This window comes from Herbiconiux gentiana, from assembly GCF_024978135.1.
Lineage (GTDB): Bacteria > Actinomycetota > Actinomycetes > Actinomycetales > Microbacteriaceae > Herbiconiux > Herbiconiux gentiana.
Genome location: NZ_JANTEZ010000002.1, coordinates 576,076 through 598,535, shown reverse-complemented (window position 1 = coordinate 598,535; position 22,460 = coordinate 576,076). Strand labels below are relative to the sequence as shown.

The window sequence follows — 22,460 nt, the reverse complement described above, 5'->3', positions numbered from 1 at the left end:
TGTGAGACACGACGCTAGTGCCGAGAAGGCCGACCCCACCCTATGCGTTCCTGCTAGTGAGCATCCGAAAAGCGGATGTATAGTGAGAGATATGCAACTCGTCTGGCTCAAATCCTTCGTTACCGTTGTCGACCGCGGGGGGTTCGTGAAGGCCGGCCTGATTCTTCATCGAGCTCAGTCCCGCGTGAGCGCCGACGTAGCGAGCTTGGAGCGCGAGCTCGGAGCCGACCTGCTGAACCGTCAGACCCGCCCTGTCGCGCTCACGGCCGCCGGAGAGGCGTTCTTGGGGCATGCGCGAGACATTCTCGCAAGCCTCGACGTCGCCCGGACCGAAGTGGCCGCTCTGAATGGCGCAGCGTACGGGGTCGTGAGACTGGGAAGCATGTCGAGTGTCGCGAGCCTGGTCCTGCCACGACTGCTGGACCGATTCGGTCGAGTGCATCGAGCGGTGGCAGTCGAAGTCGTCGAAGTTCCGACGGCGAGCCTTGCGGACCAGTTGTTCACTCGCTCCGCCGATCTTGCGCTGATCTCCTTGGCTCATATCGAGAGGCACCCGGAACTTATGTGGACGGAGTTGTGGCGCGAGTCGCTGATCGTCCTGGTGCACCCTGATCATCGGCTAGCAGCCCGCGGACATGTCGCGATCGCGGAACTCGACGGCGAGGAGATCATCACCCCTGGAGACGGGAGTGGAGCAGGAGGAATCTCCCCCGATGTCGAGCATCTCCTGCAGGCGGCCCGGGTGCGGCCGTCCTCCAGCAGACTGGTTGCATCGCCCAGCACGCTCGCCGCGATGGTCCGCGCGAATCTCGGGGTCGGTGTCATGGGTGCGCTGGGTGTCGCGCTCGTCGGCCAGGATGGTCTTGTCGCTCTGCCCGTCCTGGACGAACATGCGAAGAGACGTGTTGTGGTCGCTCGTCTCCGCAACCTGAAACCGTCGGCAGCGGTACTGGAACTCGAGCAATTCATTTCGGAAACCGACTATCGCGACTACAAGCTGCCACTCATCACGTCAGGTCCAACCGATGCCACGGTGAACTGAGTGCACTGCACTTGCCCCTTCACCGACGGCGGCTGCGACACGCTTCATCGAACCATGCCGGACATCGCCGACGGCGAAGACCATCGGGATCGTGGTCTCGAATGGCAGCGGATTCCTCCCGAGATTCGCCCACACGTCGCCCTCCTCCGTTGTGACATCGGTGTCGGTCAGGATGAAGCCCTCCGCGTCCGTGCCGATGTCCGAAAGCCATTCGGTCTGAGGTGTGGCGCCGGCGAAGCAGAACAGCGCCGTGCAGTCGATCAGCTGTTCTCCATCCGATCCCCCGACGGTCACGGCCTCCAACAGCCGGCTCCCGTGCAGCGTGGTGATCTCCGAGCGGTCGAGCACGTGGATCTGCGGCGTCGCAGTAACACGATCGACCAGGTAGCTCGACATCTTCGCGCGGATGTCACCACGGACGACGATCGTGACGTCACTTCCCGCGGTCGCCAGATAAAGTGCGGCCTGACCGGCTGAATTCGCACCCCCCACCACGACGACCGGGTGCCCGGCACACTCTCGGACCTCGATGTCGGTCGCGGCGTAATAGATGCTCGTCATCTCGAACTCGTCCCAGCGATTCAGGGGAAGAGCTCGGTACTTCGCCCCTGACGCGATGATCACCGCGCGCGGTGCGAGCACCGCGCCATCGGAAAGCTCGATCCGGAGAACGCCTGACGAGGAGTCGAGGCGTTCGACTCTGCAGGGAGTGTAGATCTGGGCGCCGAACTTCTCCGCTTGGAACGTCGACTGCTTCAGCAGCTCAGCGCCGCTGATGCCTGATGGAAAGCCCAGATAGTTCTCTATCCTGGCGCTTGCTGCGGCCTGTCCGCCGATGCTGACGGCGTCCAGAACCACTGTCTGCAGTCCCTCTGAAGCGCCGTAGACAGCCGCCGCCATGCCGGCGGGCCCAGCGCCGATGACGAGCAACTCCACATCCCTTCCGGCGGCCGGGAAGGTCAACCCCAAGACCTCGGCCAGCTCGCCCGGAGTCGTGCTCGGGAACACACCTTTCGCGCTGTACACCATCGGCAGGTCCGTCGATGTGAGTCCGGTCTCGACCATTCGGCGTCGGCCGGTCTCCGACTCGGCGTCGAACCAGAGGTGAGGCACACCCTGGCGGGCGGCATAGCTTCGAAGTTCCAAGGATGCGCTCGAGTGGGAATCGCCGATGATCTCGATCGAATTGGCGACGACGCCGGAGCGAAGCAACTCCCGGCGGGCGACGAACATCCGTAGGAGGGCGTCTGACAGTTCGGTCTCGTCGTCCATGATCCGTCGAAGCTCCGCTGAACTGAACCGACGGATTGTCGACGGCACAGTCACCTGCGCAGTAACGAAGGACTTCTGGCCCGTCAGCAGAGCCAACTCGCCTCCCACTTCACCCGGCGCGTAGCGCACCAGGACGTCCGACTCTGCTGATACCGGGGCGTATCCCAGAATCTCGACCGCTCCGCGGAGTACGAAGAACAGCTCTTGCTCATCTCGGCCCGCCAGATAGAGGACTGTGCCAGGTTGCATCTCGAGCACCTCTCCGTATCTCTCGAGTCGCTCGATCAATGCCGGTTCCAGGTGGCTGAACGCATCCGCAACGTCCGTCGGGGCGGTGCCCTCGGGTCTCAGGAATTCCGACATGGCTGCCCTTTCGTCGGCTCGAAACTACCGGTGGGCGGCCAGCCGGTGGTGGCCCTTCGAAGGACCGTTTCACCACCCGATCATCGTGGCCCTCCGAGGAACACCTTCAGTCTGTCGGCGGCACGTTAGCGTTGGGGTCATGCTCCGCGAACATCAGGATGTCCCCGATCGCGCCGGTGCCGTCGCCCTGATCGACTCGTGGGCAGGGGTGCCGGCGTTCGCGCACGACAAGCACCTCTCGGTCTTTGCGGCTAACGGTCTCGCGACGGCGCTCCTGCCGATCTTCGCCGTCGAGGTGAACTTGGCGCGCGCCGCGTTTCTCGACAGGACATTGGAACGTACTGGTATCGACTGGGACGACGCGAGCGAGCAGGTGGCGTCCAGCCTGCGGGCGACTCTTGCCAGCTACGGCGAGGACGAGGAGTACGTCGAGGTCGTCGGTGAGCTCGCAGCGCTCAGCCCCGATTTTGCTACCGTGTGGGCACGATCCGTGCCGGCTCCGACCAGGGGAACGTTCCCCTTTCGGGTGGACCGGTTCGGCGTCATGACTCTCACCTACCAGCAGCTTCTGATTCCCGGTGATCGAGGGGACGTGCTTGTCGTGTGGCGACCCGCTGATGACCACTCGGCCAAGCGACTGGCGGCGTTGGCTCAGTCGCTCGTCGACTAGTCATTGCGGACGGTGAACGGTGGGTCGATGAATGCCAACACCCATCAACCGACGGACACGTCGTCGATGTCGATGGAGACGATCAGCGGCTCACGCTGAGCATGGCCGTTTTCGTCGCGGACGTAGATTTCCCTGTGCTTGGGCAGCAAGAGTCCGTCGAACACGGTCTGCTCCGTCATGTATTCCACGCTCGGTGAGCCGCCCGCGACGTCCACGGAGTAGTCGCGCCGGTGAAGCACGCCGTCGCGGTCCGCGTAGAGGACCTGAATTGGTGTGTGCGTTGCAATGGTGCCCGGGTAGGTGACCTGCAATCGGTCCCACACCTGGCCGTCCTCCTCCGTCCAGGGTCCGAGCTCCTCCGTGACCACGCCCGGAAGGGTGAAGGAGTGCGGCTCCGTGTTGTACGTCCACATCGCGTAGCCGGTGAAGTACGCCAGCTGCAGCGGGGTCCATGGGGTGGTCAGCACGTGACCTTCGAACGAGGCGCGCGGATCAGTCAGCTCCTCGACGATCGATCCGTCCGCGCGGACGATCGCGACTCGAGTCGGCGTGAAGTCGGTGTGCAGGCCTTCGCCGCCAAAATTGTGAAGTTGGGTGTGCTCTCGGTTCAGATCCACCGTGAACTGTCCTTCGTCTGCGATCCCGGGGACGCCCTTCAACGCCCAGAAAGCGCCCCCGAAGTGGCGTGTCGCTGTGATCCGCTCAGCCTGGCTCCAGCCAGTGCCACCGTGCACGTCGATGATCTTCGCGAGCAGAGTGCTCATGAGTCTTCCTTTCGGTTAGTGGTTGAATCGAGGAAGGCGTTCACAAGCGCAGCCGCCTGCTCGGGGTACTGGAAGATCGATGCATGTGCGGCGTCCGGGAAGACATGCAGCCGTGCATCGGGGATGAGCCCGGCCAGGATATGGCTGCCTGGCGTGGGGATCATGAGGTCGTTGTCGCCCTGGAGGATCAGTGTGGGCTGCGTGATGCCACGAAGTCGTTCGAGCTTGCCGAGGTCGGGGATGCCCCAGTCGAGAACGGCGTCATACTGGGCGTCCCGCGCGGCCGTCGTGGTTGGGGCATCGCGATCCTCCTGCCGCTCGAAGATGCGGGTCAGGAACTGCGCGCCGAGCGCCCTACTGGAGTCGGTGTGGGCGAAGAAGATGTAGAGCAGGCTCTCTGCTGTGCTCTGGTCGTGGTGTGACTCGCGCCGAATGTCTTCTCGCCAACCGTGCATACGCGGAGCCCCCATGGGGCCGGTGCCGGCCAGTGTCACGGTGCGAACTGCGGTCGGCCGAAGAAGGGCGAGCTCCTGTGCGACGAAGCCACCCAGCGAGAATCCGAACAGATCGTAACGCGTCACTTCGAGTGCGTCCAAGAACGCTGTGATGTCACGAGCCATCTGCGCCACAGTCGTCGGTACCGCGCCGGAGGATCCGCCGACGCCGACATTGTCGACCAGGATGACTTCGCGCCTCTCGGCGATGGCATCCACCAGCACCGGGTCCCAGTTGTCGAGGTTGCCGCGGAAATGCTGGAGGAAGACAGTAGGCACTCCATCGGAGACGGTTCCGAACCGCCGGTAGGCATACTCCTCTCCGTTTGCTGCTCGAATCACCAGATTCGGTGCGCTGTGCGATGTCACCGGCTCTGTCTCTGAGGTGATGGTCATGAAGAGATTCCTTTACTTCGGGTCGTAGATTGATTGCCGCGGCGGTCAATCCGATAGATCGAGATCAATGCCCAGGCGGCGAGAACGGCGACCACGGCGCAGTAGATCACCACGACTGTCGACAGGTCCGAAAGTCCGGAGAGCGCACCCGCCGCGAGCACCGGTATGCCGTAACTCGCGTAGGCGATCAGGTACACGGCGGAGAACATCCCGGCTCGATCGGTGCCGTTCGACAGCGGGGCCAGAATCCTGAGGGAGGAGCCGAATCCGGCCCCCTGCCCGGCACCACCCACGACCGCTCCCACCGCTGTCGCTACCAGGGAGCCACTAGCCAGGCCGGCGAGAGTCACCGCTGCCCCGGCGAGCATGAGAACCGATCCAGTCATGGCCGCGAGGCGGGGCCGAACCCTGGAGAACACGAGTCCGACCAGCGCTGCAGACGCTGGCTGCAGCGCAACGATGAGCCCGTTCAGAGTGCCGCTCTCGATCGCGAACTCAGACCGGTCGAACGTCGGAGCCAATCCCAGGAAGAGTCCTGAGAACATCCAGCCAGATGCGACCAGTGGCGCGACGGAGATGAACCAGCTGCGCGCCGCGGCCGGCGCCACCAGACGAGGGCGGAGAGAACGGATCGCCCCCGCCAGCGGTGCCCGGGTCTCTCGAGCGACGGAGACAGCAATGATCCCGATAAGGAAGAACACGATCAACATGCCGAACACCACTCGGGTGGGGTCGGTAAGCAGGTCGCTCGCTGCACCGGTGGACAGGGCGCCAAGGGCTAACCCTCCGACCGGTGCCGCGCTGGTCACCACGGTCATCACTGGTTTGTGACGTGCCGACGCCAGCTCGATGATCGCCGCAGTGAAGGTGCTCGTGGCAGCTCCGGTAGCCATCCCCTGGATGGCCCGTGCTGCAATGACCCACCCGATTTGGTCATCGATCAGAAAGAGCGTGCTTGCGAGCACCATCAGAATCAACGCGCCGATGAGGATCGGCCGCCTGCCGAGGTGATCGGAGAGCGACCCTGCAATGAGGAGAGTCGTGAGGAGTGCCACCGCGTAGATCGCGAACGCCAATGTGAGCTGCCAAAGAGGAAAGCCCCAGGTGCGCTGATACAGCGAAAGCAATGGCGTGCCTGCGCCCGCTGCTGCTGCCACCACGACAGAGGCAAAAACGGTTCCAGCCAGCGCGAGAGTCTGCGACCGTGGCCGCCGGTCATCCGTCGACGTCATCGGCGGATCCTGCTCAGGAGGGCGACCTCATCCTCCCGCAACTGAAGTGATCCGGCGGCGACGTTGTCGTCGACGTGCGAGGGATTGCTCGTCCCTGGAATCGGTATCATCACGGGCGAACGACGCAGGAGCCAGGCGAGCGCGATCTGGGAAGGGGATGCCCCTGTGCGTTTCGCGATGTCACCCAACGGCCCGGACGGTCGAGTGAGCGCGCCGGTGGCGAGCGGAAACCAGGGGATGAATCCGATGTCGTTCGCGGTACAGAATTCGACGACCTCCTCGGCGTCTCGGTCGACGAGGTTGTAGAGGTTCTGCACGGTTGCGATGGGCGCTATCTCGCGTGCGGCTTGAATCTGTTCCACCGTCACCTCGCTCAACCCGATGTGTCGGATCTTTCCTTCCCGTCGAAGGTCTTCGAGTGCTCCGATCTGATCGGCCAGTGGGACTGCGTGGTCGACCCGATGGAGCTGGTACAGGTCGATGACATCCCGACCGAGTCGTTTGAGGCTGCCTTCGAGTGCTTCGCGGAGGTGGGTCGGATTGCCATTGACGATCCACTCTCCTCGGCGCCCGCGGACGAATCCGCCCTTCGTGCCGATCACCAGGTCGGGGGCGTAGGGGGTGAGCGCGCTGGCGATCAACGATTCGGCGACGCCGGGGCCATAGGCATCCGCTGTGTCGATGAAGGTAACGCCGAGCTCGACCGCTCGTCGCAAGACGCGGTGTGCTCGCTCGACATCGGGCGAAGGACCGAAAGCATTGCGGCCGGTGAGTTGCATCGACCCGAAGCCGAGGCGATTCACCGTGAGTTCACCGCCTATGGCGAATGTGCCGGCATCGGAAGCTGTCGGGTGTGAGTCGGTCGTCGTCATGATGTGTTCGACGCTAGGGAAAGCCGCTCGGCCGGTCATGGCCCTCGCGCGGACAGGCAGGGCGCGGAACTGTTCCCGGACGGGTCACCCTGCGTCATCAGTGGCGTCCCTACGATGACCGGGAAGGGGGGCCGCAATGCTCGTACAGGCCGACAGCATAAGCAAGGACTATCCCGCGGGTCGGGGTCGCGAGGTCATCACGGTGCTGAACGACATCACCCTGCAGGTGGGTGAAGGTGAGTTCGTCTCCATCGTCGGGCCCAGCGGCTCGGGAAAGTCCACCCTTCTGTATTGCCTGGGTGGCCTCGAGCGGGTCTCCGCCGGAACGGTCTCGTTGACCGGTATCGATCTCACGCAGCTGAGAGCAGCCGCGATCGCGAAGCTGCGACGTGATCAGGTCGGTTTCATCTTCCAGTCGTGCAATCTGATCCCGGCGCTCGACGTCAGGGAGAACGTCGAGCTGCAGGCGCGACTGGCGGGACGAGAAGTGTCGAAACGCGAGATCGACGCCGTTCTGCTCGACGTGGGGCTCGAGGGCCTCCACGAAGCTCGACCGGAGAGGCTCTCGGGAGGGCAGCAGCAGCGGGTCGCGGTTGCTCGAGCTTTGCTCTCCCGCCCGCGCATCCTGTTCGCCGACGAACCGACGGGTGCTCTGGACGCCGTCGCCGGGGCCGGCGTGATGGGGCTGCTTCGCCGAGTCGCAGACGGGCGACGGTCTGTCGTGGTGGTGACACACGACCCCGAAGCCGCGGCGCGCACGGATCGTGTGCTCGTGCTCCGGGGTGGGCAGTTGCACCGCGAGCTGATCCGTCCATCCGCACGGCAGGTGTTCGAAGCAGTGGAGCGCGCGGCATGATCGGTCGACTCGTCCTTGGCGACCTTCGAAGGTCTCTGGGCTGGTGGGTCGGTGGGGTGCTGGTGGCGGTGGTCGCCGCCTTCGCGCTGACGATCCCGGCGACACTCATCGACACGGCGATTCCCGTCACCGGGGTCCGATCCCTGGCGCTCCTCGCGATCGCCGGAACCGTCATCGCGTTCACCGTCACATCGGTCGTCATCGTGATGACGTCGACAACGCGTGCGATCGTTCGTGCTCGATCGGACTCCTTCGCCTTGTGGCAGATCGCCGGTGTACTGCCACGGCAGGTCGCGGAGATCAACATCGTGGAGATCCTGGTCGTCGGGATGGTCGGTGGCGTGCTGGGCGGGTCGGTGGGGGCGGCATTCTCCCCGTTGCTCGTCGACCTGGCTCTCGGGTCGTTGCCGGACCTCGGTTCTCCGGCGGCGCACCTCGGGTTGGTCGGATCGTCGATCGCTGTGGTGGGCGTCATCGCCCTGGTCGGGCTCTCGGGCATCCCCGCCGCTCTGAGCGCCTCCCGCGTCCCGCCACTACAGCAGTTGTCGGGTCAGGAGTCGGTGCTCCGTACCGTGAACACGCGAGGCGTAACCGGAAACGAGAAGCGGATCCCCTGGGCAAGGGTCGTTCTCACCGTGGCCTTGGCGTTGCTCGCGTTCCAGCTGCTCGGAGGGCTCCCACGATCCGTCGACACCGGCGGTTCGGGGGCCCTGCTGATCGGACCGGTGCTGGTGACGATCACCACGCTTCTGGGCTGGCGCGCTCTGGGGTGGGTGTCAGGGGCCTGGAGCGGTGTCGTCATATATCGATGGTCACCGTCGTTCTACGTCGCCCGCGCAGCCGTCGCGCGAACGCCTCAAGGCGCGGCCGCGATCACCCCGTTCTTCGTCGCCATCGGGCTCCCCAGCACCCTCCTCGCCGGCAACGCGGTGGCGTCGAGCGCCACGGGCGATCCGGCCACCGCTCCCCTCGGCGGCATCGCGCTCATCCTCGGGGGCCCGGTGCTGCTCGGCGCGGCGGGAGGTGGCGCCGCCCTCCTGCTTCGGTCGTTCAGGCGGCGGTACGAATCCTCGGTTCTGCACGGGATCGGTGCGCCGCGCGCGACGACGATCCTCCAGGTCGCATGGGAAGTCGTGATCGTGGTCGTGACCGCGGCGCTGGTAGCTGCCGCGGTCACCATACTCACGGTGATGTCCGAGTTCGCCGTCCTGACGCCGTCGCACCCGCTCACGGTCGTCTACCTGGATGCGCGCCCACTGCTAACGGTCACGGGGCTGTGCTCACTAGTCGCGGCCCTCTTCTCGGCGCCAGCAGTGGCACGGAACGGACGCCGATCGCACCGATGAACACCGTGGCAGCGACGAGCACGAACCACGCGGCCACCGTGGCCCAGGTACCGCTCTCGAGCGACAGCAGCCGAAGCGTGAAGGTGGCGCTGGCGGCGGCCGTGAAGGTGAGCGCCCAGAAACCGAGGGCGAAAGGCAGCTTCGCGTACCGTCCGATCAGGAACAGGTGGGGAGCGATGACCGCCGCCATCGCTCCGGCCAGCAGATCGATGATCATGCCGCCCTGGCCGCCGCTGATGATCCACCAGGCGTTGCCCGCTACCGCGGGTGGGGCCGAGAAGATGCCGAGGGTAGGCATCAGTGCCGCCAGGGAGTCGGGACCGGCGATCAGCCGGGCGATCACGGCACCGCCGATCAGCAGCCAGAAGAGCATCCCGATGCCGAGAGCGCCGACGGCGAGCTTCGGTTGCCCGATCACCGCCAGCGATTGGGCGGTCAGCAGACCTGCCGCGACCGTCGGCAGGAAGTACCCGCTGTGCACGGGGCCGAACCCTCGCGAGACGGTCAGGAGCTGCGAGATGAACCACGATCCGAACACCGCTGACACGACGACGCAGACCCAGACGAGCGGCACGCCAACGGCAGGCAGAGTCGGCTGGAGATGGGCGCCCAGAAGCATCGGCGGAATCGGGATGAGGGCCGCGAAAGGAGCGAGCACCGGGTTCTTCAGGTCCCCGGTCAGATCCTTCCATCCGTGCAGCCGGCTGATGAAGAGGGCGGCCGTGACGAGCCAGACGAGGAGCGCGAGAACCCAGAGGGCTTCGCCGATGGCCGGAGGCGACGCGAGTGATCGCGCCGCCTCGGTCCACGCTCCGGCCAGCCCGGTCAGCCCGAAAGCAATACCGAAGGTGTTCAACGGCGGTCGGGGGCGGAGGGTTCTCATGCCGTCACGCCTTGATGAAGGCGAGCACGTCCTTGATCAGCTCGTCCTGGTAGTCGCCGTAGATGCCGTGCGGCGCACCCTCGTACACCTTGAGCGTGCCGTGCTTGACGAGTTTGATGCTCTGCTCGGCGGCTCCGGCGATGGGGACGATCTGGTCGTCGGAGCCGTGCGCAATGTAGATCGGGACGTCGAGCGCCTTCAAGTCGTCGAACTGCTCGGTCTCCGAGAACGCCTTCACGCAGTCGTAGGCCGAGGCGAGGTTCACCAGCGCGCCCTGGCGCCAGAAGTCGCGCTTCGCGCCCTCCGAGACGGAACTGCCCGGGCGGTTGGCGCCGTAGAACGGGCCCTCGGCGAGGTCGATCCAGAACTGCGACGCGTCTTTCAGCACTCCCGCGCGGATGTCGTCGAACACCTCGATCGGAGACCCTTCCGGGTTCTTCTCCGACTTGAGCATCACCGGAGGGATGGCCCCGGCGGTCACGACCTTCGCGACACGGCCGTTCGCGTACTGCGCGGCGTAGCGGACCGCCTCGCCGCCACCGGTCGAGTGGCCCCAGATGACGAGGTCGTGGAGGTCGAGGTGCTCGATCAGCTCGGCGAGGTCCCGGGCGTACGTGTCGATGTCGTTGCCGGTGGAGGTCTTCGCCGACCGGCCGTGCCCACGTCGATCGTGGGCGATGGTGCGGTAGCCGGCGTCGGCGAACACCTTCAGCTCGACCTGCCACGCGTCGCTGGAGAGGGGCCAGCCGTGGCTGAACACGATGGGCTGGCCGGCCCCGTTGTCGGTGTAGTAGAGCTCGATGCCCTCGGAAGTGGTGAAGTACGGCACGATTTTCTCCTTCGTGAGAATGGGGTCCGCCAACGACGTGACGTGACGTGACGACCGCAACGTTAGGGAGCGGGCGCCGCCCAGCACATGGCCCTCACGGGGACAGCCAGGCAGGGCATGACCGTCCCGGCCAGGGCCACGACGAGGTGGGCGAGAGGTCGTAGCTTCGGGCGCATCCACAACCGAAGAAGGAGAGACCATGAATGGCTGGACCGCAGACGAGCTCGACGCCATCGGCGCATCGGAGGAACTCGAGATCTCGACCCTTCGAGCCGACGGCACCGCCCACCGGTTCGTGCCGATCTGGGTGGTCGGGTTGGACGGTGCGCTGTACATCCGGTCGTCCCACGGACCCGAATCGGGTTGGTTCAGGCGGGCCGCCTCAGCGCCCCACGTCATCGTGAGAGCCGGCGGTGTGCAGCGCGAAGTCGTGCTGAGAGTGGCCGCTCCGAGCGCCACCGACATCGATCGGGCCTACAGGGACAAATACGCGGTGATCGGAGCCGCCTGGATCGGCGATCTCCTCTCACCGCTGGCATCATCGACGACCCGGGAGATCGTGCCGACAGCCTGACCCCCGGAGGATCATCCGCGAAGCTGTCCCCCCGGAGGCCATCACAACCCGCTCGAACGCTCCTAGCTTTCCCCTTGTCAGCAACTCATGAAAAGGAGAAAGTCATGACAGAGATCACATCCACCGGTGCAGAACTGCTGTCCCACGAGACAAGCCTTCCGTTGGGCGCCTGGGTCGCCGACGGCTACGAGGTCGTCGCGGCCCTCGAGGACAACATGCCGACGGGTCTGACCGTCTCGGATGACGGGCGGGTGTTCGTCTCCTTCCCCCGATGGGGAGACGACGTGCCTTTCACCGTTGCGGAGATCGTCGATGGCAAGGCGGTGGCCTACCCCGACGCGCAGGTGAACGCCTGGGCCCCCGGAACCAGCTCGGACAACCTGGTCTCCGTGCAGAGCGTCGTGGTGGCGCCCGACGGCACACTTTGGCTGCTCGACACGGGAGCGCCGTCGTTCGAGCCGTGGGTCGACGGGGGTCCCAAGCTCGTCCAGGTCGATCTCACCTCGGGTGAGGTGATCCGTGTGCTCCACCCGACCGAAGGGGCACTGACCGCGACGAGCTACCTGAACGACGTGCGATTCGACCTCAGCCAGGGAGAGGCGGGTTACGCCTACGTCACCGACTCTCAGCCGACCGGTGCACTCATCGTGATCGACCTCGCAACGGGGGAATGGTGGTCACGACTTCGAGGCCACGCGAGCACCCAGGCCAGCGACCAGTTCCGTGCGATTGTCCAGGGAATTGTGCGCGACGGTTACCAGGTCGGGGCTGACGGAATCGCCATCAGCCCTGACGGCTCGACGTTGTACTACTGCCCGCTGTCCAGCCGGCGTCTGTACAGCGTGAGCACCGAGGCGCTCAGAGACCGAGACCTCCCCGACCTGGAGGTGGCGTCGACGATCCGCGACCTCGGGGACAAAGGCGCCTCGGACGGCCTGGAATCAGATACCGACGGTGCCGTCTACGCCACGGCGTACGAGCACTCCGCGGTCGTCAAACGAAGCCGCGACGGGAGTTGGTCCACGGTGTTCCACGGCCCCGCTCTCCTCTGGCCGGACACGCTCGCGATCGCAGCCGACGGATACCTCTACCTCAGCGCCAACCAGCTGCCCCGGTCGCCCTTGTTCAACGGGACGGAGGACCGAGTGCCGCCGTACCTCATCGTCCGCACCCGGATCGACGCGGCTCCCGTGCGGCTGCGATGACCATGGACCCCCGGCCGGCCGACCTCGAGATCGGCTTCACGCACGTCGCCCACTCGGATCAGGGAGGGCGACCGGATGCGATGCAGCTGCAGTACTACCGTGACCACGTCTACGTCGGCCACCTCTTCAACAGTGGCTTCAGCGTCATCGATGTCCGTGACCCCAAGAACCCCCGGCCGGCGGGCTTCCATCCTGCACCGCGGAACACCTGGAACATCCACCTGCAGGCGGCCGATGATCTGCTGTTGGTGATCCACGCGAAAGACCTCTGGAAGAAATTCGACGTCGAAGCGGATTATTACGGCGGATCGGTGGGAAGCCGGGTTAAGGGAGAACCCCAGGACTGGAGCGCCGGGGTCGCCATCTACGACATCAGTGACCCGGGGAACCCTCGGCAGATATCGTTCCTGCCCGTGGATGGAGTCGGGGTGCACCGGCTCTGGTACGTCGGAGGGCGTTACGCGTACGCATCCGTTCTCCCGCAGGGCTTCACCGACTACATCTTCGCCGTCATCGATCTCGCAGACCCGGCACGACCGGTGTTCTCGGGGCGGTACTGGCTACCGGGAATGAACTCCGGTGCCGGTGAGATACCAGATTGGGACGAGAGCATGTGGCGCTACGCGCTGCACCACGCCATCGTCTCCGGCGACACCGCCTACGCGTCCTGGCGTGACGGGGGGCTGACCCTGCTGGACATCACGGATCGTTCCGATCCGACACGGATCAGCCACCGCAACTGGTCACCACCGTTCGGGGGAGGAACGCACACCGCCCTTCCTCTGCCCGACCGCGGACTCGTCGTCGTGGCGGACGAAGCCACCTCCGACGAGCTCGGCGACGGTCTCAAGCACGTGTGGATCTTCGACATCCGCGTTCCGGCCAACCCGGTCAGCATTTCGACGCTGCCGACTCCGGCGGAGGACGACTACGCGCGGAAGGGCCGGCATTTCGGTCCGCACAACCTCCATGAGAACCGACCGGGAAGCTTCATCTCCGACGAGATCGTGTTCGCCACCTACCAGAACGCCGGACTCCGCGCCTTCGACATCTCCGACCCGTTCCGGCCGGAGCAGATCGGAGCCTTCGTGCCCGCCGCCCCCGAGACCGTCGTCGACCCTCGACCGGGCGGGCGGGCCGTGATCCAGACGGCCGACGTCTACGTCCGCGAGGACGGGCTCGCCTTCACCACCGATTACAACGCCGGCCTCGACATCGTCGAGTTCACCGGCATGAGCAGGGAGAAATGACCATGACCACCGTTGCAGACAATATGATCGCCGTGCTTCGCGCGAGCGGGATCGACCACGTGTACGGACTTCCCGGTGACAGCCTCAACGGGTTCGTCGACGCCATCCGTCGCGACGGAAGCATCTCCTGGGAACATGTCAGGCACGAGGAGGCGGGTGCCTTCGCCGCAGCAGCCGAGGCAGGACTCACGGGCGAATTGGCCGTCTGCGTGGGCAGTTGCGGACCGGGCAACACGCATCTGGTCAACGGTCTCTTCGACGCGCAGCGCACCCGGGTCCCGGTGCTGGCGATCGCCGCGCAGATCCCGCTGAACGAGGTCGGTTCCGAATACTTCCAGGAGACCCACCCGCAGACCCTCTTCGCAGAGTGCTCCGTCTACACGGAGCTGATCAGCACTCCGGAGATGGCACCTCGGATCTTCGAGATCGCGATCAGGACGGCCATCGAGCGACGAGGAGTGGCAGTGGTCGTCGTGCCGGGCGAGGTCTTCCTCGCCCTCACTGAGCCGTTGGACGAGCCCCGCAGCATCGTTCCGACGAAGTCGGCGGTGATCCCCGACACCGTCCAGCTGAAGGATGCCGCTGCAGCGCTGAACGGCGCGGAGAAGATCACCATCCTCGGCGGAGCGGGAACCGCCGGTGCACACGAACAGGTGATGCGCGTGGCAGATATCCTCAAGGCACCGATCGTCCACACGTTCCGCGGCAAGGAACTGCTGGAGTACGACAACCCGTTCGACGTCGGCATGACGGGGCTCCTGGGCTTCGCCTCAGGGGTCAAGGCGATCGAAGAGGCAGACGCGGTGCTCCTCCTCGGCACCGATTTCCCCTACCGCCAATTCCTGCCCACGGACAAGACCTATGTGCAGGTCGACGTGCGCGGGGAACACCTCGGGCGACGCGCGCCCATCGCCGTCGGGCTCGTGGGAACCGTGAAGGAGACGGTTGAGGCGCTCATTCCGCATCTCGAGACGAAGACGGATTCGAGCCACCTGGAGCGCGCAAAGAAGCACTACACGAAAACCCGGGCATCGCTGGACGCGCTGGCCGTGAACGACCGAGACCGCACCCCGATCCACCCGCAGTACATGACGAAGATCCTGGATGAAGCGGCGGCAGACGACGCGATCTTCACGATGGACGTCGGGTCTCCCGTGGTCTGGGCCAGCCGCTACCTGACGATGAACGGCCAGAGACGCCTTTTCGGGTCGTTCAATCACGGGACGATGGCCAACGCGCTTCCCCACGCGATCGGCGCTCAGGTGTCGCACCCCGGGCGGCAGGTCGTCGCGATCGCCGGCGACGGCGGGCTGGCGATGCTGTTCGGCGAGCTCCTCACCCTGGTCCAGCTGAGGCTGCCCGTGAAGGTGATCGTCATCAACAATTCCTCCCTCAACTTCGTCGAACTCGAGATGAAGGCGGCAGGGATCGTGAACTACGGGACGGAGCTCGTGAACCCCGACTTCTCGGCGGTCGCCCGATCGATCGGGTTGTTCGGACGCCGCGTGGTCGATCCGCGCGACCTCGATGAAGCGATCCGCGAAGCGCTCGAGCACGACGGCCCGGCACTCGTCGAAGTGATGACAGCACGTCAGGAACTGTCGATCCCACCGGCGATCACGGCGCAGCAGGCCAAGGGCTTCGCCCTCTACGCGATCCGCACGATTCTGTCGGGCCGGGGCGAAGAGCTGCTGGATCTCACGACCACGAACGCTTTGCGTCGCATCTTCGCGTGATAGGAAGCCTCGGCATGACACGGATGAAATTGCAGAGTGTGAAGGTCCGCACGGTCGTCGTACCGCTCAGACGGCCCGTGATCGCCGCCATCGGCCGGTTCGACTCCTGGCCCCTCGTGCTCATCGACGCCCACCTGGCCAACGGTGTCACGGGCTCGAGTTACGTCACCCCGTACCGTGCCGGCGCGATGCCCGCCATCGCGGCCGAAATCCGCGATCTCGCAGAGGCGCTGACGGGATCCGACGTGGCGCCCCTGGACGCTTACGCTCGAGCCAGGCAGGCACTGAACGTCGTCGGCGAGACCGGCATCTCGCAGATAGCCATCTCGGCGCTAGACATGGCGTTCTGGGACGCCTCGGCCAAATCGGCACGCCTGCCGCTCGCTGAACTGCTCGGTGGCACCGCGGGCGACGTGCGCGCGTACAACAGCAACGGGCTGTGGCGACATTCTCCGGATACCCTCGCCCAGGAGGCAGCCGACCTCCTCTCCGAAGGCGGCTTCGACACACTGAAGCTCCGTCTCGGGAACGTTGACGTGCGCGATGACCTCGAAGCGATCGCTGCCGTTCGGGACGGCGTCGGCGACGGGGTCAACCTCATGGTGGATTTCAACCAGGCGTTGGGCACGGGAGATGCGATCAGGCGGTGCCACGAGCTCGACGATCAAGGGCTCTACTGGCTTGAAGAACCCATCGACTACAGCAACGTCGCCGCCTATCGTGAGCTCGCCCACAAGATCCGGACTCCCATCCAGATGGGAGAGAACTACTACGGGGTCAGAGACTTCTATACATTCCTCCAGTCCGGCGCCACTCACTACGCGATGGCCGATCTCATGAGAATCGGTGGAGTGACCGGATGGCTGAGGGCGGCCGGCCTGAGCGACGGAGCCGGAATCCAACTCTCCAACCATCTCTACCCCGAGGTCTCGGCTCACCTCCTGCGCGTGACGCCTACAGCGCACTGGCTCGAATGGGTCGACTGGGCCGATCCTGTGCTCGAGGATCCGCTTCGGCCCCACGACGGTGTGCTCACTGTGCCCGACCGGCCGGGAACCGGAATCTCCTGGGATGAGAAAGCGATCGCCCGCTACCGGGTGTCCTGACGAAAAAGTCAGCTCGATAACTGCCTGGACGCGTCGATACTGCCTGTCTTCTGCATGGAGTCCAGCGCGGCCCGCTGGTTGGCTTGACACGTTCAAGGTGACGGGCAGCGGGCCCGACCGGTGCAGAGAATGGGGTCGCGCAGTGGACTCACCGCTTGGGGACTACCTCAGGGCCCGTCGGGCTGAGCTTCGCCCCGAAGACGTCGGTATGCGCACGATGCCCGGTCGAAGGGTGCAGGGGTTGAGGCGGGATGAGGTGGCGCAGCTCGCTGGAATCAGTCCCGAGTACTACCTTCGCCTGGAGCAGGGCAGAGGCCATCAACCGTCGGAACAGGTTCTCCAGTCGCTGGCGCGCGCACTTCATCTGAACGAGGGCGCCCTCAGCTACATGGTCCGTCTCGTTCGGATCCAGTCCGGTACATTCCGCCCGGTGGAGCACTCCCGACTGCTGGGGGCCGTAGAGACGAGTCTGGCGAGACTGCTTGCGAACTGGTCGACGACACCGGCCTTCCTCACCGACCGCAACCAGACCGTCGTCATGGCCAACGGTCTCGCCGATGCGATAGTGCCGGGTACCATGCGCCCCGGGTCGAATCTGGTGCTGAACGTGTTCGGTGGGGATTGGAGAGCTGCCGACCTCGGCTGGGAGGCAAGCGCGAGGCGGTTCGTCTCGGCCCTTCGCTTCTACGGCGACCCGCACTCGACCGGCTTCCAGGACATCGTGGGGCTGCTGTCCATGCGAGACGGCGACTTCCAGCGTCTCTGGGCGGCGCACGAGGCGGCCCCGCTGGACCGCAGCGAGCTCCGCTTGGATATCGCCGGCTTCGGTCATGTGGAGTTCGCGGTGCAGTGCCTGACGATGACCGGAGACGAAGACCACGTGCTCACCGTCCTCCTGCCGGAGTCCGGATCCGGTGCCGCCGATGCGATCACCGCGCTTCGAATCGCGCAGGCATCCGGTTCGGCTGATTCACGACTCCGAGAGCCGGCCTGATGCCTTCGGTGTCGGCGTGTCGCCGATGAGCGAGCCGCTTCGCGACACGGTGATCCGGATGCTCGAATCACAGCCTGCGGTGGCCATGATCGCTTACGACCGGTACCTGGACGTGGTCGGTGCGACGGTGGCAGCGAAGACGCTCCATCCCGTGTACGCCCCGGGGACGAACATCGCGCGGTACATGTATCTGAGTGATCGGACGAATCGCGATCTCCCGGACTGGACCCGGAAATCCGACGTGATCGCATCCGCATTGAGGTCGTCGTTGGCGCGCCATCCCGAAGACGCGAGGTTCCTGGGTCTGATCGGCGATCTCTCGGCGAACAGCACGCTGTTCGCCGAGTCCTGGGCGCGGAACAGCGACGTCCCCGATGAGTTGACCGTCCTGATCCGACACCCGGGAGTCGGGATCATGCGACTCGACCAGTTTCGGATGCCTCTGGGATCGGATTCCGAAGACACCCTGGTCGCCTGGGCCGGAGCGGATCGCGATTCCGCGGCCAAGCTCGCCTCACTGGCCTAGGAACACCGCGGACAGGACGGGGCGGGTGCGATGTGGTCATTTGACCGATGCGTGCACCCAGCGCCGACCGACATCCTTTGACTATGGACATGGCAGTGATCTCACCGATCATTCTCCCGTTGAAGCTCGCGCGACTACTGACGGACGAGGCGATGAAGACGGTTCGGGAGAGCGGCATTCCTGCGTGCATCGCCGTGGTCGATGGCGGGGGGCATCTGGTTCTGGTCACCAGGATGGATGGCGCGGTCGTCGGTGCCATCGACAGCTCGATCGCCAAGGCGCGGACGGCTGTCTACTTCGGGGCGTCGACGTCCGACTTGAGCGGTGGGGTTTCGCCGGGCGGGCCGATGGCCACCATCGAGACGGCGTCCTCGACGAAGCTGGCCTTCGTCGCCGGTGGTGTTCCGATCCTCGACCCAGAGGGAGTGGTGATCGGAGGCATCGGCGCCGGCGGCGGCTCGCCGGGGCAAGACCACGCAGCGGTGTCGGCCGCTGCACGTATGGCCGGCGGTGTGCGGTGACGGCCACGAGACGGAGGACCCGCTCGGTGACAGTCCTCGGCGAATACCTGTGGGCGCGCCGGGCGTTGCTGCAGCCCGAATGCGTCGGGCTGCAGAGGGAGTCGAACAGACGCGTACCCGGGTTGCGGCGGGAAGAGGTCGCGATGTTGGCGTCCATCAGCCCGGAGTACTACCTCCGGCTGGAGCAGGGCCACGACAAAGAGCCGTCTGACCAGGTGCTGCACGGACTCGCCCGCGCACTCAGGCTCGACCGGAACGCGGAGCAGTACCTCCTTCGGCTGCGAAGCCTGCACCCCGTCGCGAATTCGGGTCCCAGCCACGACGGTGTGATTCCGGAGACCGTCAGAGAACTGCTGAACGGTTGGCTTGAGACCCCGGCGTACGTCGCCTCCAGCAATCTGGACGTGCTTCTCGTGAACGATCGTGCACGCCAGCTGAGGAATCACCGGATCGAGCACGGTCTCAACCTCGTGGAGTGGACCTTCTCCCAGGACAGTCGGAACGAGGCCGACTGGGAGACCCGGGCGGCCGCTAGCGCTGCCGAACTGCGCTACCACGGCGACCCCTATGACCTCCGATTCCAGCAGGTGGTCGGGCGCCTCGCGGTGCGGGATCAGGACTTCCGGGCTCTTTGGGCGCGGCACGACGCCCGACCGAATCCAGCGGGCAGGGTCCGAGTGGATCGTGCCGGTGCCCCCGTCGGTCATGCATCGTTCCACAGCTTCGAGATTCCCGGCACGGCAGGTCTTATCGTGACGGTGCTGCAGGAGGATAATCTCGTGATGTGAAGTCATCTGCCGACGGCAGCCTGGTGGGTCGTGCTGCTGAGCTCGACTTGGCTACCGAAGCCCTGCGGCGTGCCGGTGCCGGTGAGGGTGGAGCTCTCCTCATCGACGGCGAACCCGGTATCGGCAAGACGGCGTTCGCGTGGGCAGTTCAACTCGTCGCGGAGCGACGCGGCTTCCGAGTCTTGGAGTGCGCCGGGGTGCGAAACGCGGAGGCGGCCGGTTTCGCGGGGTTGCACCAGCTCCTCCAGCCGCTTCTCACAGGGCTCGACGCTCTCCCGCTCCGTCAGGCGTCGGCGCTCAAGGTGGCCTTCGGAATGTCCGACGAGGGCGAGGCAGACCGTCTCCTGCTGGGGCTGGCGGCGTTGGGCCTCGTCGAGGAGGCTGCCGAGGCATCCCCGATACTGATGATCGCCGAGGATCTCCACTGGGTCGACGCCTCGACCCACGAGGTCATCGCGTTCCTGGCGAAGCGACTGCGCGGAACCCGGGCTTTCCTCCTCGCGACGACGCGATCTGTGCGCAACCTCGATGAGTTGGCGAGCCAGTTCCCCGACCACGTGCACCTGGAGTCCCTCGATCGTGCAGGCGCGGCCGAGCTGATTCTCCGGCGGGCTCCGGCCCTGCCCGACCGCGCGCTGGAGCTCGTACTCGACAGTTCGCTCGGAAACCCCTTGGCGCTGACCGAGTTCGCATCGACAGCGCGATCAGAGGGGAACGTGCGCCGAGGCCGCGACGATCGTCTGCCCATCACAGACCGGCTCGAGCGTACCTTCCTGTCCGAGATGGATCGGCTTCCGGACTCGGCACGGCGAGCCATGCTCGTGGCTGCCGCCGGTCAGGGCGCGGATCTCGAGGAGGTCGTCGCCGCGCTCGGCGACCTCGGCCTGTCCGAGCGTGACTTCATACCGGCGGAGCGGCTGGACTTCTTGAGGCTGCGCGGTGGTACGTACGAGTTCAAGCATCCGCTGGTGAGCTCCGCGCTCTACGACGCCGCCGACTCGGGAATCCGTGCCGATACCCATCGAGCGCTCGCAGACGTCATCTCCGACCCAGGTCGCTCCGCCTGGCACCGTGCGGCGGCCACGTCAGGCTGGGATGAGGCCATCGCCGCCGAACTCGAGAAGGCGGCGCGGGTGGCCGAGGGCCGTGGAGCACGGACGGAGGCCTCGGCAGCCTGGCGCAGAGCTGCCGATCTGACCCCCGGGTTCAGCGACAGGGCGCGGAGGCTGGTCGCCGCCGCCGAGGCCGCGCGTCAAGCCGGAAGACCCGCGCTCGCGGCCGAGCTCGTCGACCAGGCAGGGCCCGTGGTCGCGTCGGAGGCCGACGTGCTGCAGCTGGCCCGGACCGAATGGATGCTCAGCCAGACCACGGGATTCCAGGGCAGAAGCGCTCGCGACCTCGCCGAACTGGCAACCGGGTTCACCCACGACGACGACAAGATCGAGGTTCTCGTCTTCGCGGCCGTCCGTGCGTACATCCTGGGCGAGCCGAGCGATGTCAAGACGTTCATCGCCGACGGACTCCGGGCTGTCCCGACCGGAGGGGACGACGTCTTCCAAGGCATCGGGTTGACCCTGATGGAACCCGGTACCGGTGCGAACGACGTCGAAGCGTCGCTCAGGGCGTTCGACAGACGGCTCCGCCCCACCGACGCCGTCCTCCTCAACTGTCTCGCCTTCAGCGCCGAGGAGATCAACGACCTGGATGCCGCCGAGACGGTGTGGGATGCGGCGACGCGTGCGTTCCATTCCGCCTCCCGGACGAGCGACGAGGCTACGGGCCTCTGCGGTCGTGGGGGGCTCCGCATCACGGCTGGACACATCACCGATGGTCTCGCTGACGTCGAGCAGGCCTTGCATCTCAGCCGCGATCTGGACCTCGGCGTGGTGGGAGGCATGGCTGCGGCACAGATCGCGCACGCCAGAGCCCTCCGAGGTGAGCGGGGACTCGCTCTCGACGCGCTGAAAGTGGTGACGGATCTGTCAGGTCCTCAACCGTTCGCCCGTATCGCGGCCACGGCGGAGTGGGCGGCAGCGCAACTCGCCCTCAACGAGGGACAGTACGGGGAGACGATCAGCCACCTCGACCGGACGGCCGTGAACGCGCCGGTCGCCCTGTGGGCAGGCGGTGACTATGCCGAGGCAGCGGCACGATCGGGTGAACGTCGTGAGGCGGAAGCCTGGCTGGCCCGCGCGACGCGTATCGCCGAGGAGACCCGTTCCAGTCATCTCCGAGTGATCGTGGAACGATCGCGTGGACTGCTCTCCGATGGCCCTGAGGCACGGTCTCACTTCGAAGCGGCGATCGAGGCGGGGGAGAATGCGAAAGCTTCGGTCGACCTCGCGAAGGCGCGGCTCTTCTTCGGCGAATGGCTTCGCCGTGAACGCCGGATCGTCGAGGCCAGATCGCAGCTCTGGGAAGCCGTGCGGCTCTTCGAAGCGGAGTCCATCCGTCCTCTCGCGGAGCGAGCCGCCGCAGAGCTCCGCGCAGCTGGAGGGGTGGATTCCGCTCGGTCCAACCCGGTCTCCGCTGACATCGATCGCCTGCTGACGGGGCAGGAGATCCAGGTGGTGCGCCTGGCGGCCGATGGCCTCACGAACAAGGAGATCGCCGATCAGATCTACCTGTCACACCGAACGGTCGGCGCCCACCTCCACCGGGCATTCGGCAAGCTGGGGATCAGCCGGCGTTCACAACTTTCTGGACTGCTTCGCGAGACGAGCGAGAGCGGCTGAGACCCC

21 protein-coding genes are annotated in these 22,460 nt (G+C 65.7%); 14 read left to right on the top strand and 7 right to left on the bottom strand.

Going from position 1 to position 22,460, the window contains the following annotated elements:
* Nucleotides 1-91 precede the first annotated feature (91 nt).
* Nucleotides 92-1,042 carry a LysR family transcriptional regulator gene (locus tag NVV95_RS06495; RefSeq protein ID WP_259485726.1) on the top strand — a complete coding sequence of 317 codons (951 nt, stop codon included), beginning with the start codon at nt 92-94 and terminating at the stop codon, nt 1,040-1,042.
* Here NVV95_RS06495 and NVV95_RS06490 read toward each other — a convergent pair.
* On the bottom strand, nt 1,013-2,677 hold the full coding sequence (locus NVV95_RS06490; protein WP_259485725.1) for an FAD-dependent oxidoreductase: 1,665 nt from the start codon (nt 2,675-2,677) through the stop codon (nt 1,013-1,015). The two genes, NVV95_RS06495 and NVV95_RS06490, sit on opposite strands and share 30 nt — an antisense overlap.
* Before the next feature lie 139 nt (nt 2,678-2,816).
* On the opposite strand from NVV95_RS06490, the gene NVV95_RS06485 reads away from it, so the two are divergent.
* Nucleotides 2,817-3,347, top strand: a complete 531-nt coding sequence (locus tag NVV95_RS06485; protein ID WP_259485724.1) for an MmyB family transcriptional regulator — start codon at nt 2,817-2,819, stop codon at nt 3,345-3,347.
* 44 nt (nt 3,348-3,391) lie between these two features.
* Here the strand turns inward: NVV95_RS06485 and NVV95_RS06480 are convergent, their stop codons facing one another.
* The 4 genes from NVV95_RS06480 to NVV95_RS06465 are packed head-to-tail and all read right to left on the bottom strand — an operon-like array spanning nt 3,392 to nt 7,105.
* A complete protein-coding gene (locus NVV95_RS06480; RefSeq protein ID WP_259485723.1) occupies nt 3,392-4,111 on the bottom strand; it encodes a hypothetical protein in 720 nt (239 codons plus the stop codon).
* Nucleotides 4,108-5,001, bottom strand: a complete 894-nt coding sequence (locus tag NVV95_RS06475; RefSeq protein WP_259485722.1) for an alpha/beta fold hydrolase — start codon at nt 4,999-5,001, stop codon at nt 4,108-4,110. Before NVV95_RS06475 ends, NVV95_RS06480 begins: the two co-directional genes overlap by 4 nt.
* On the bottom strand, nt 4,998-6,233 hold the full coding sequence (locus tag NVV95_RS06470) for an MFS transporter (protein WP_259485721.1): 1,236 nt from the start codon (nt 6,231-6,233) through the stop codon (nt 4,998-5,000). Before NVV95_RS06470 ends, NVV95_RS06475 begins: the two co-directional genes overlap by 4 nt.
* On the bottom strand, nt 6,230-7,105 hold the full coding sequence (locus NVV95_RS06465) for an aldo/keto reductase (protein WP_259485720.1): 876 nt from the start codon (nt 7,103-7,105) through the stop codon (nt 6,230-6,232). Before NVV95_RS06465 ends, NVV95_RS06470 begins: the two co-directional genes overlap by 4 nt.
* A gap of 202 nt (nt 7,106-7,307) precedes the next feature.
* Here NVV95_RS06465 and NVV95_RS06460 point away from each other — a divergent pair, with 202 nt between their 5' ends.
* On the top strand, nt 7,308-7,961 hold the full coding sequence (locus tag NVV95_RS06460) for an ABC transporter ATP-binding protein (protein WP_259485719.1): 654 nt from the start codon (nt 7,308-7,310) through the stop codon (nt 7,959-7,961).
* Nucleotides 7,958-9,307, top strand: a complete 1,350-nt coding sequence (locus NVV95_RS06455; protein WP_259485718.1) for an FtsX-like permease family protein — start codon at nt 7,958-7,960, stop codon at nt 9,305-9,307. Before NVV95_RS06460 ends, NVV95_RS06455 begins: the two co-directional genes overlap by 4 nt.
* On the opposite strand, the gene NVV95_RS06450 is transcribed toward NVV95_RS06455, so the two are convergent.
* Together NVV95_RS06450 and NVV95_RS06445 are read right to left on the bottom strand one after the other, a co-directional pair.
* Complete coding sequence (locus NVV95_RS06450) at nt 9,228-10,190, bottom strand: SLAC1 family transporter (RefSeq protein ID WP_259485717.1); 963 nt, start codon at nt 10,188-10,190, stop codon at nt 9,228-9,230. The two genes, NVV95_RS06455 and NVV95_RS06450, sit on opposite strands and share 80 nt — an antisense overlap.
* 4 nt (nt 10,191-10,194) lie before the next feature.
* Nucleotides 10,195-11,019, bottom strand: a complete 825-nt coding sequence (locus NVV95_RS06445) for an alpha/beta fold hydrolase (RefSeq protein WP_259485716.1) — start codon at nt 11,017-11,019, stop codon at nt 10,195-10,197.
* 199 nt (nt 11,020-11,218) lie between these two features.
* Here NVV95_RS06445 and NVV95_RS06440 point away from each other — a divergent pair, with 199 nt between their 5' ends.
* From NVV95_RS06440 to NVV95_RS06395, 10 genes are all read left to right on the top strand, one after another.
* The gene (locus NVV95_RS06440) at nt 11,219-11,593 is read left to right on the top strand and encodes a DUF2255 family protein (protein ID WP_259485715.1); all 375 of its coding nucleotides are present in this window, start codon (nt 11,219-11,221) and stop codon (nt 11,591-11,593) included.
* 74 nt (nt 11,594-11,667) lie between these two features.
* Nucleotides 11,668-12,798, top strand: a complete 1,131-nt coding sequence (locus NVV95_RS06435) for an L-dopachrome tautomerase-related protein (protein WP_259485714.1) — start codon at nt 11,668-11,670, stop codon at nt 12,796-12,798.
* Entirely contained in the window at nt 12,795-14,048 is a 1,254-nt protein-coding gene (locus tag NVV95_RS06430) for an LVIVD repeat-containing protein (RefSeq protein WP_259485713.1), read from the top strand. The genes NVV95_RS06435 and NVV95_RS06430 overlap by 4 nt, the downstream gene beginning before the upstream one ends.
* A 2-nt stretch (nt 14,049-14,050) precedes the next feature.
* Nucleotides 14,051-15,784 (top strand): ubiquinone-dependent pyruvate dehydrogenase, encoded by a 1,734-nt coding sequence (poxB, locus tag NVV95_RS06425; protein WP_259485848.1) that lies wholly within the window; start codon nt 14,051-14,053, stop codon nt 15,782-15,784.
* Between the two features lie 14 nt (nt 15,785-15,798).
* Nucleotides 15,799-16,890 carry an enolase C-terminal domain-like protein gene (locus NVV95_RS06420; RefSeq protein WP_259485712.1) on the top strand — a complete coding sequence of 364 codons (1,092 nt, stop codon included), beginning with the start codon at nt 15,799-15,801 and terminating at the stop codon, nt 16,888-16,890.
* Complete coding sequence (locus NVV95_RS06415; protein WP_259485711.1) at nt 16,856-17,884, top strand: helix-turn-helix domain-containing protein; 1,029 nt, start codon at nt 16,856-16,858, stop codon at nt 17,882-17,884. Before NVV95_RS06420 ends, NVV95_RS06415 begins: the two co-directional genes overlap by 35 nt.
* Before the next feature lie 25 nt (nt 17,885-17,909).
* Complete coding sequence (locus tag NVV95_RS06410; RefSeq protein WP_259485847.1) at nt 17,910-18,410, top strand: MmyB family transcriptional regulator; 501 nt, start codon at nt 17,910-17,912, stop codon at nt 18,408-18,410.
* Between the two features lie 83 nt (nt 18,411-18,493).
* Nucleotides 18,494-18,931, top strand: coding sequence for a GlcG/HbpS family heme-binding protein (locus tag NVV95_RS06405; protein WP_259485710.1), 438 nt, complete (start codon nt 18,494-18,496; stop codon nt 18,929-18,931).
* A gap of 26 nt (nt 18,932-18,957) precedes the next feature.
* Complete coding sequence (locus NVV95_RS06400; RefSeq protein ID WP_259485709.1) at nt 18,958-19,719, top strand: helix-turn-helix domain-containing protein; 762 nt, start codon at nt 18,958-18,960, stop codon at nt 19,717-19,719.
* A complete protein-coding gene (locus NVV95_RS06395; RefSeq protein WP_259485708.1) occupies nt 19,716-22,454 on the top strand; it encodes an ATP-binding protein in 2,739 nt (912 codons plus the stop codon). Before NVV95_RS06400 ends, NVV95_RS06395 begins: the two co-directional genes overlap by 4 nt.
* The last annotated feature ends 6 nt before the right edge of the window (nt 22,455-22,460 follow it).

Coding starts and splice junctions, on each gene's coding strand:
- NVV95_RS06410 (WP_259485847.1), top strand. CDS start 17,910: ATGAGCGAGCCGCTTCGCGACACGGTGATCCGGATGCTCGAATCACAG.
- NVV95_RS06480 (WP_259485723.1), bottom strand. CDS start 4,111: ATGAGCACTCTGCTCGCGAAGATCATCGACGTGCACGGTGGCACTGGC.
- NVV95_RS06455 (WP_259485718.1), top strand. CDS start 7,958: ATGATCGGTCGACTCGTCCTTGGCGACCTTCGAAGGTCTCTGGGCTGG.
- NVV95_RS06415 (WP_259485711.1), top strand. CDS start 16,856: ATGAGAAAGCGATCGCCCGCTACCGGGTGTCCTGACGAAAAAGTCAGC.
- NVV95_RS06470 (WP_259485721.1), bottom strand. CDS start 6,233: ATGACGTCGACGGATGACCGGCGGCCACGGTCGCAGACTCTCGCGCTG.
- NVV95_RS06465 (WP_259485720.1), bottom strand. CDS start 7,105: ATGACGACGACCGACTCACACCCGACAGCTTCCGATGCCGGCACATTC.
- NVV95_RS06490 (WP_259485725.1), bottom strand. CDS start 2,677: ATGTCGGAATTCCTGAGACCCGAGGGCACCGCCCCGACGGACGTTGCG.
- NVV95_RS06475 (WP_259485722.1), bottom strand. CDS start 5,001: ATGACCATCACCTCAGAGACAGAGCCGGTGACATCGCACAGCGCACCG.
- NVV95_RS06420 (WP_259485712.1), top strand. CDS start 15,799: ATGACACGGATGAAATTGCAGAGTGTGAAGGTCCGCACGGTCGTCGTA.
- NVV95_RS06495 (WP_259485726.1), top strand. CDS start 92: ATGCAACTCGTCTGGCTCAAATCCTTCGTTACCGTTGTCGACCGCGGG.
- NVV95_RS06485 (WP_259485724.1), top strand. CDS start 2,817: ATGCTCCGCGAACATCAGGATGTCCCCGATCGCGCCGGTGCCGTCGCC.
- NVV95_RS06405 (WP_259485710.1), top strand. CDS start 18,494: ATGGACATGGCAGTGATCTCACCGATCATTCTCCCGTTGAAGCTCGCG.
- poxB (WP_259485848.1), top strand. CDS start 14,051: ATGACCACCGTTGCAGACAATATGATCGCCGTGCTTCGCGCGAGCGGG.
- NVV95_RS06440 (WP_259485715.1), top strand. CDS start 11,219: ATGAATGGCTGGACCGCAGACGAGCTCGACGCCATCGGCGCATCGGAG.
- NVV95_RS06430 (WP_259485713.1), top strand. CDS start 12,795: ATGACCATGGACCCCCGGCCGGCCGACCTCGAGATCGGCTTCACGCAC.
- NVV95_RS06450 (WP_259485717.1), bottom strand. CDS start 10,190: ATGAGAACCCTCCGCCCCCGACCGCCGTTGAACACCTTCGGTATTGCT.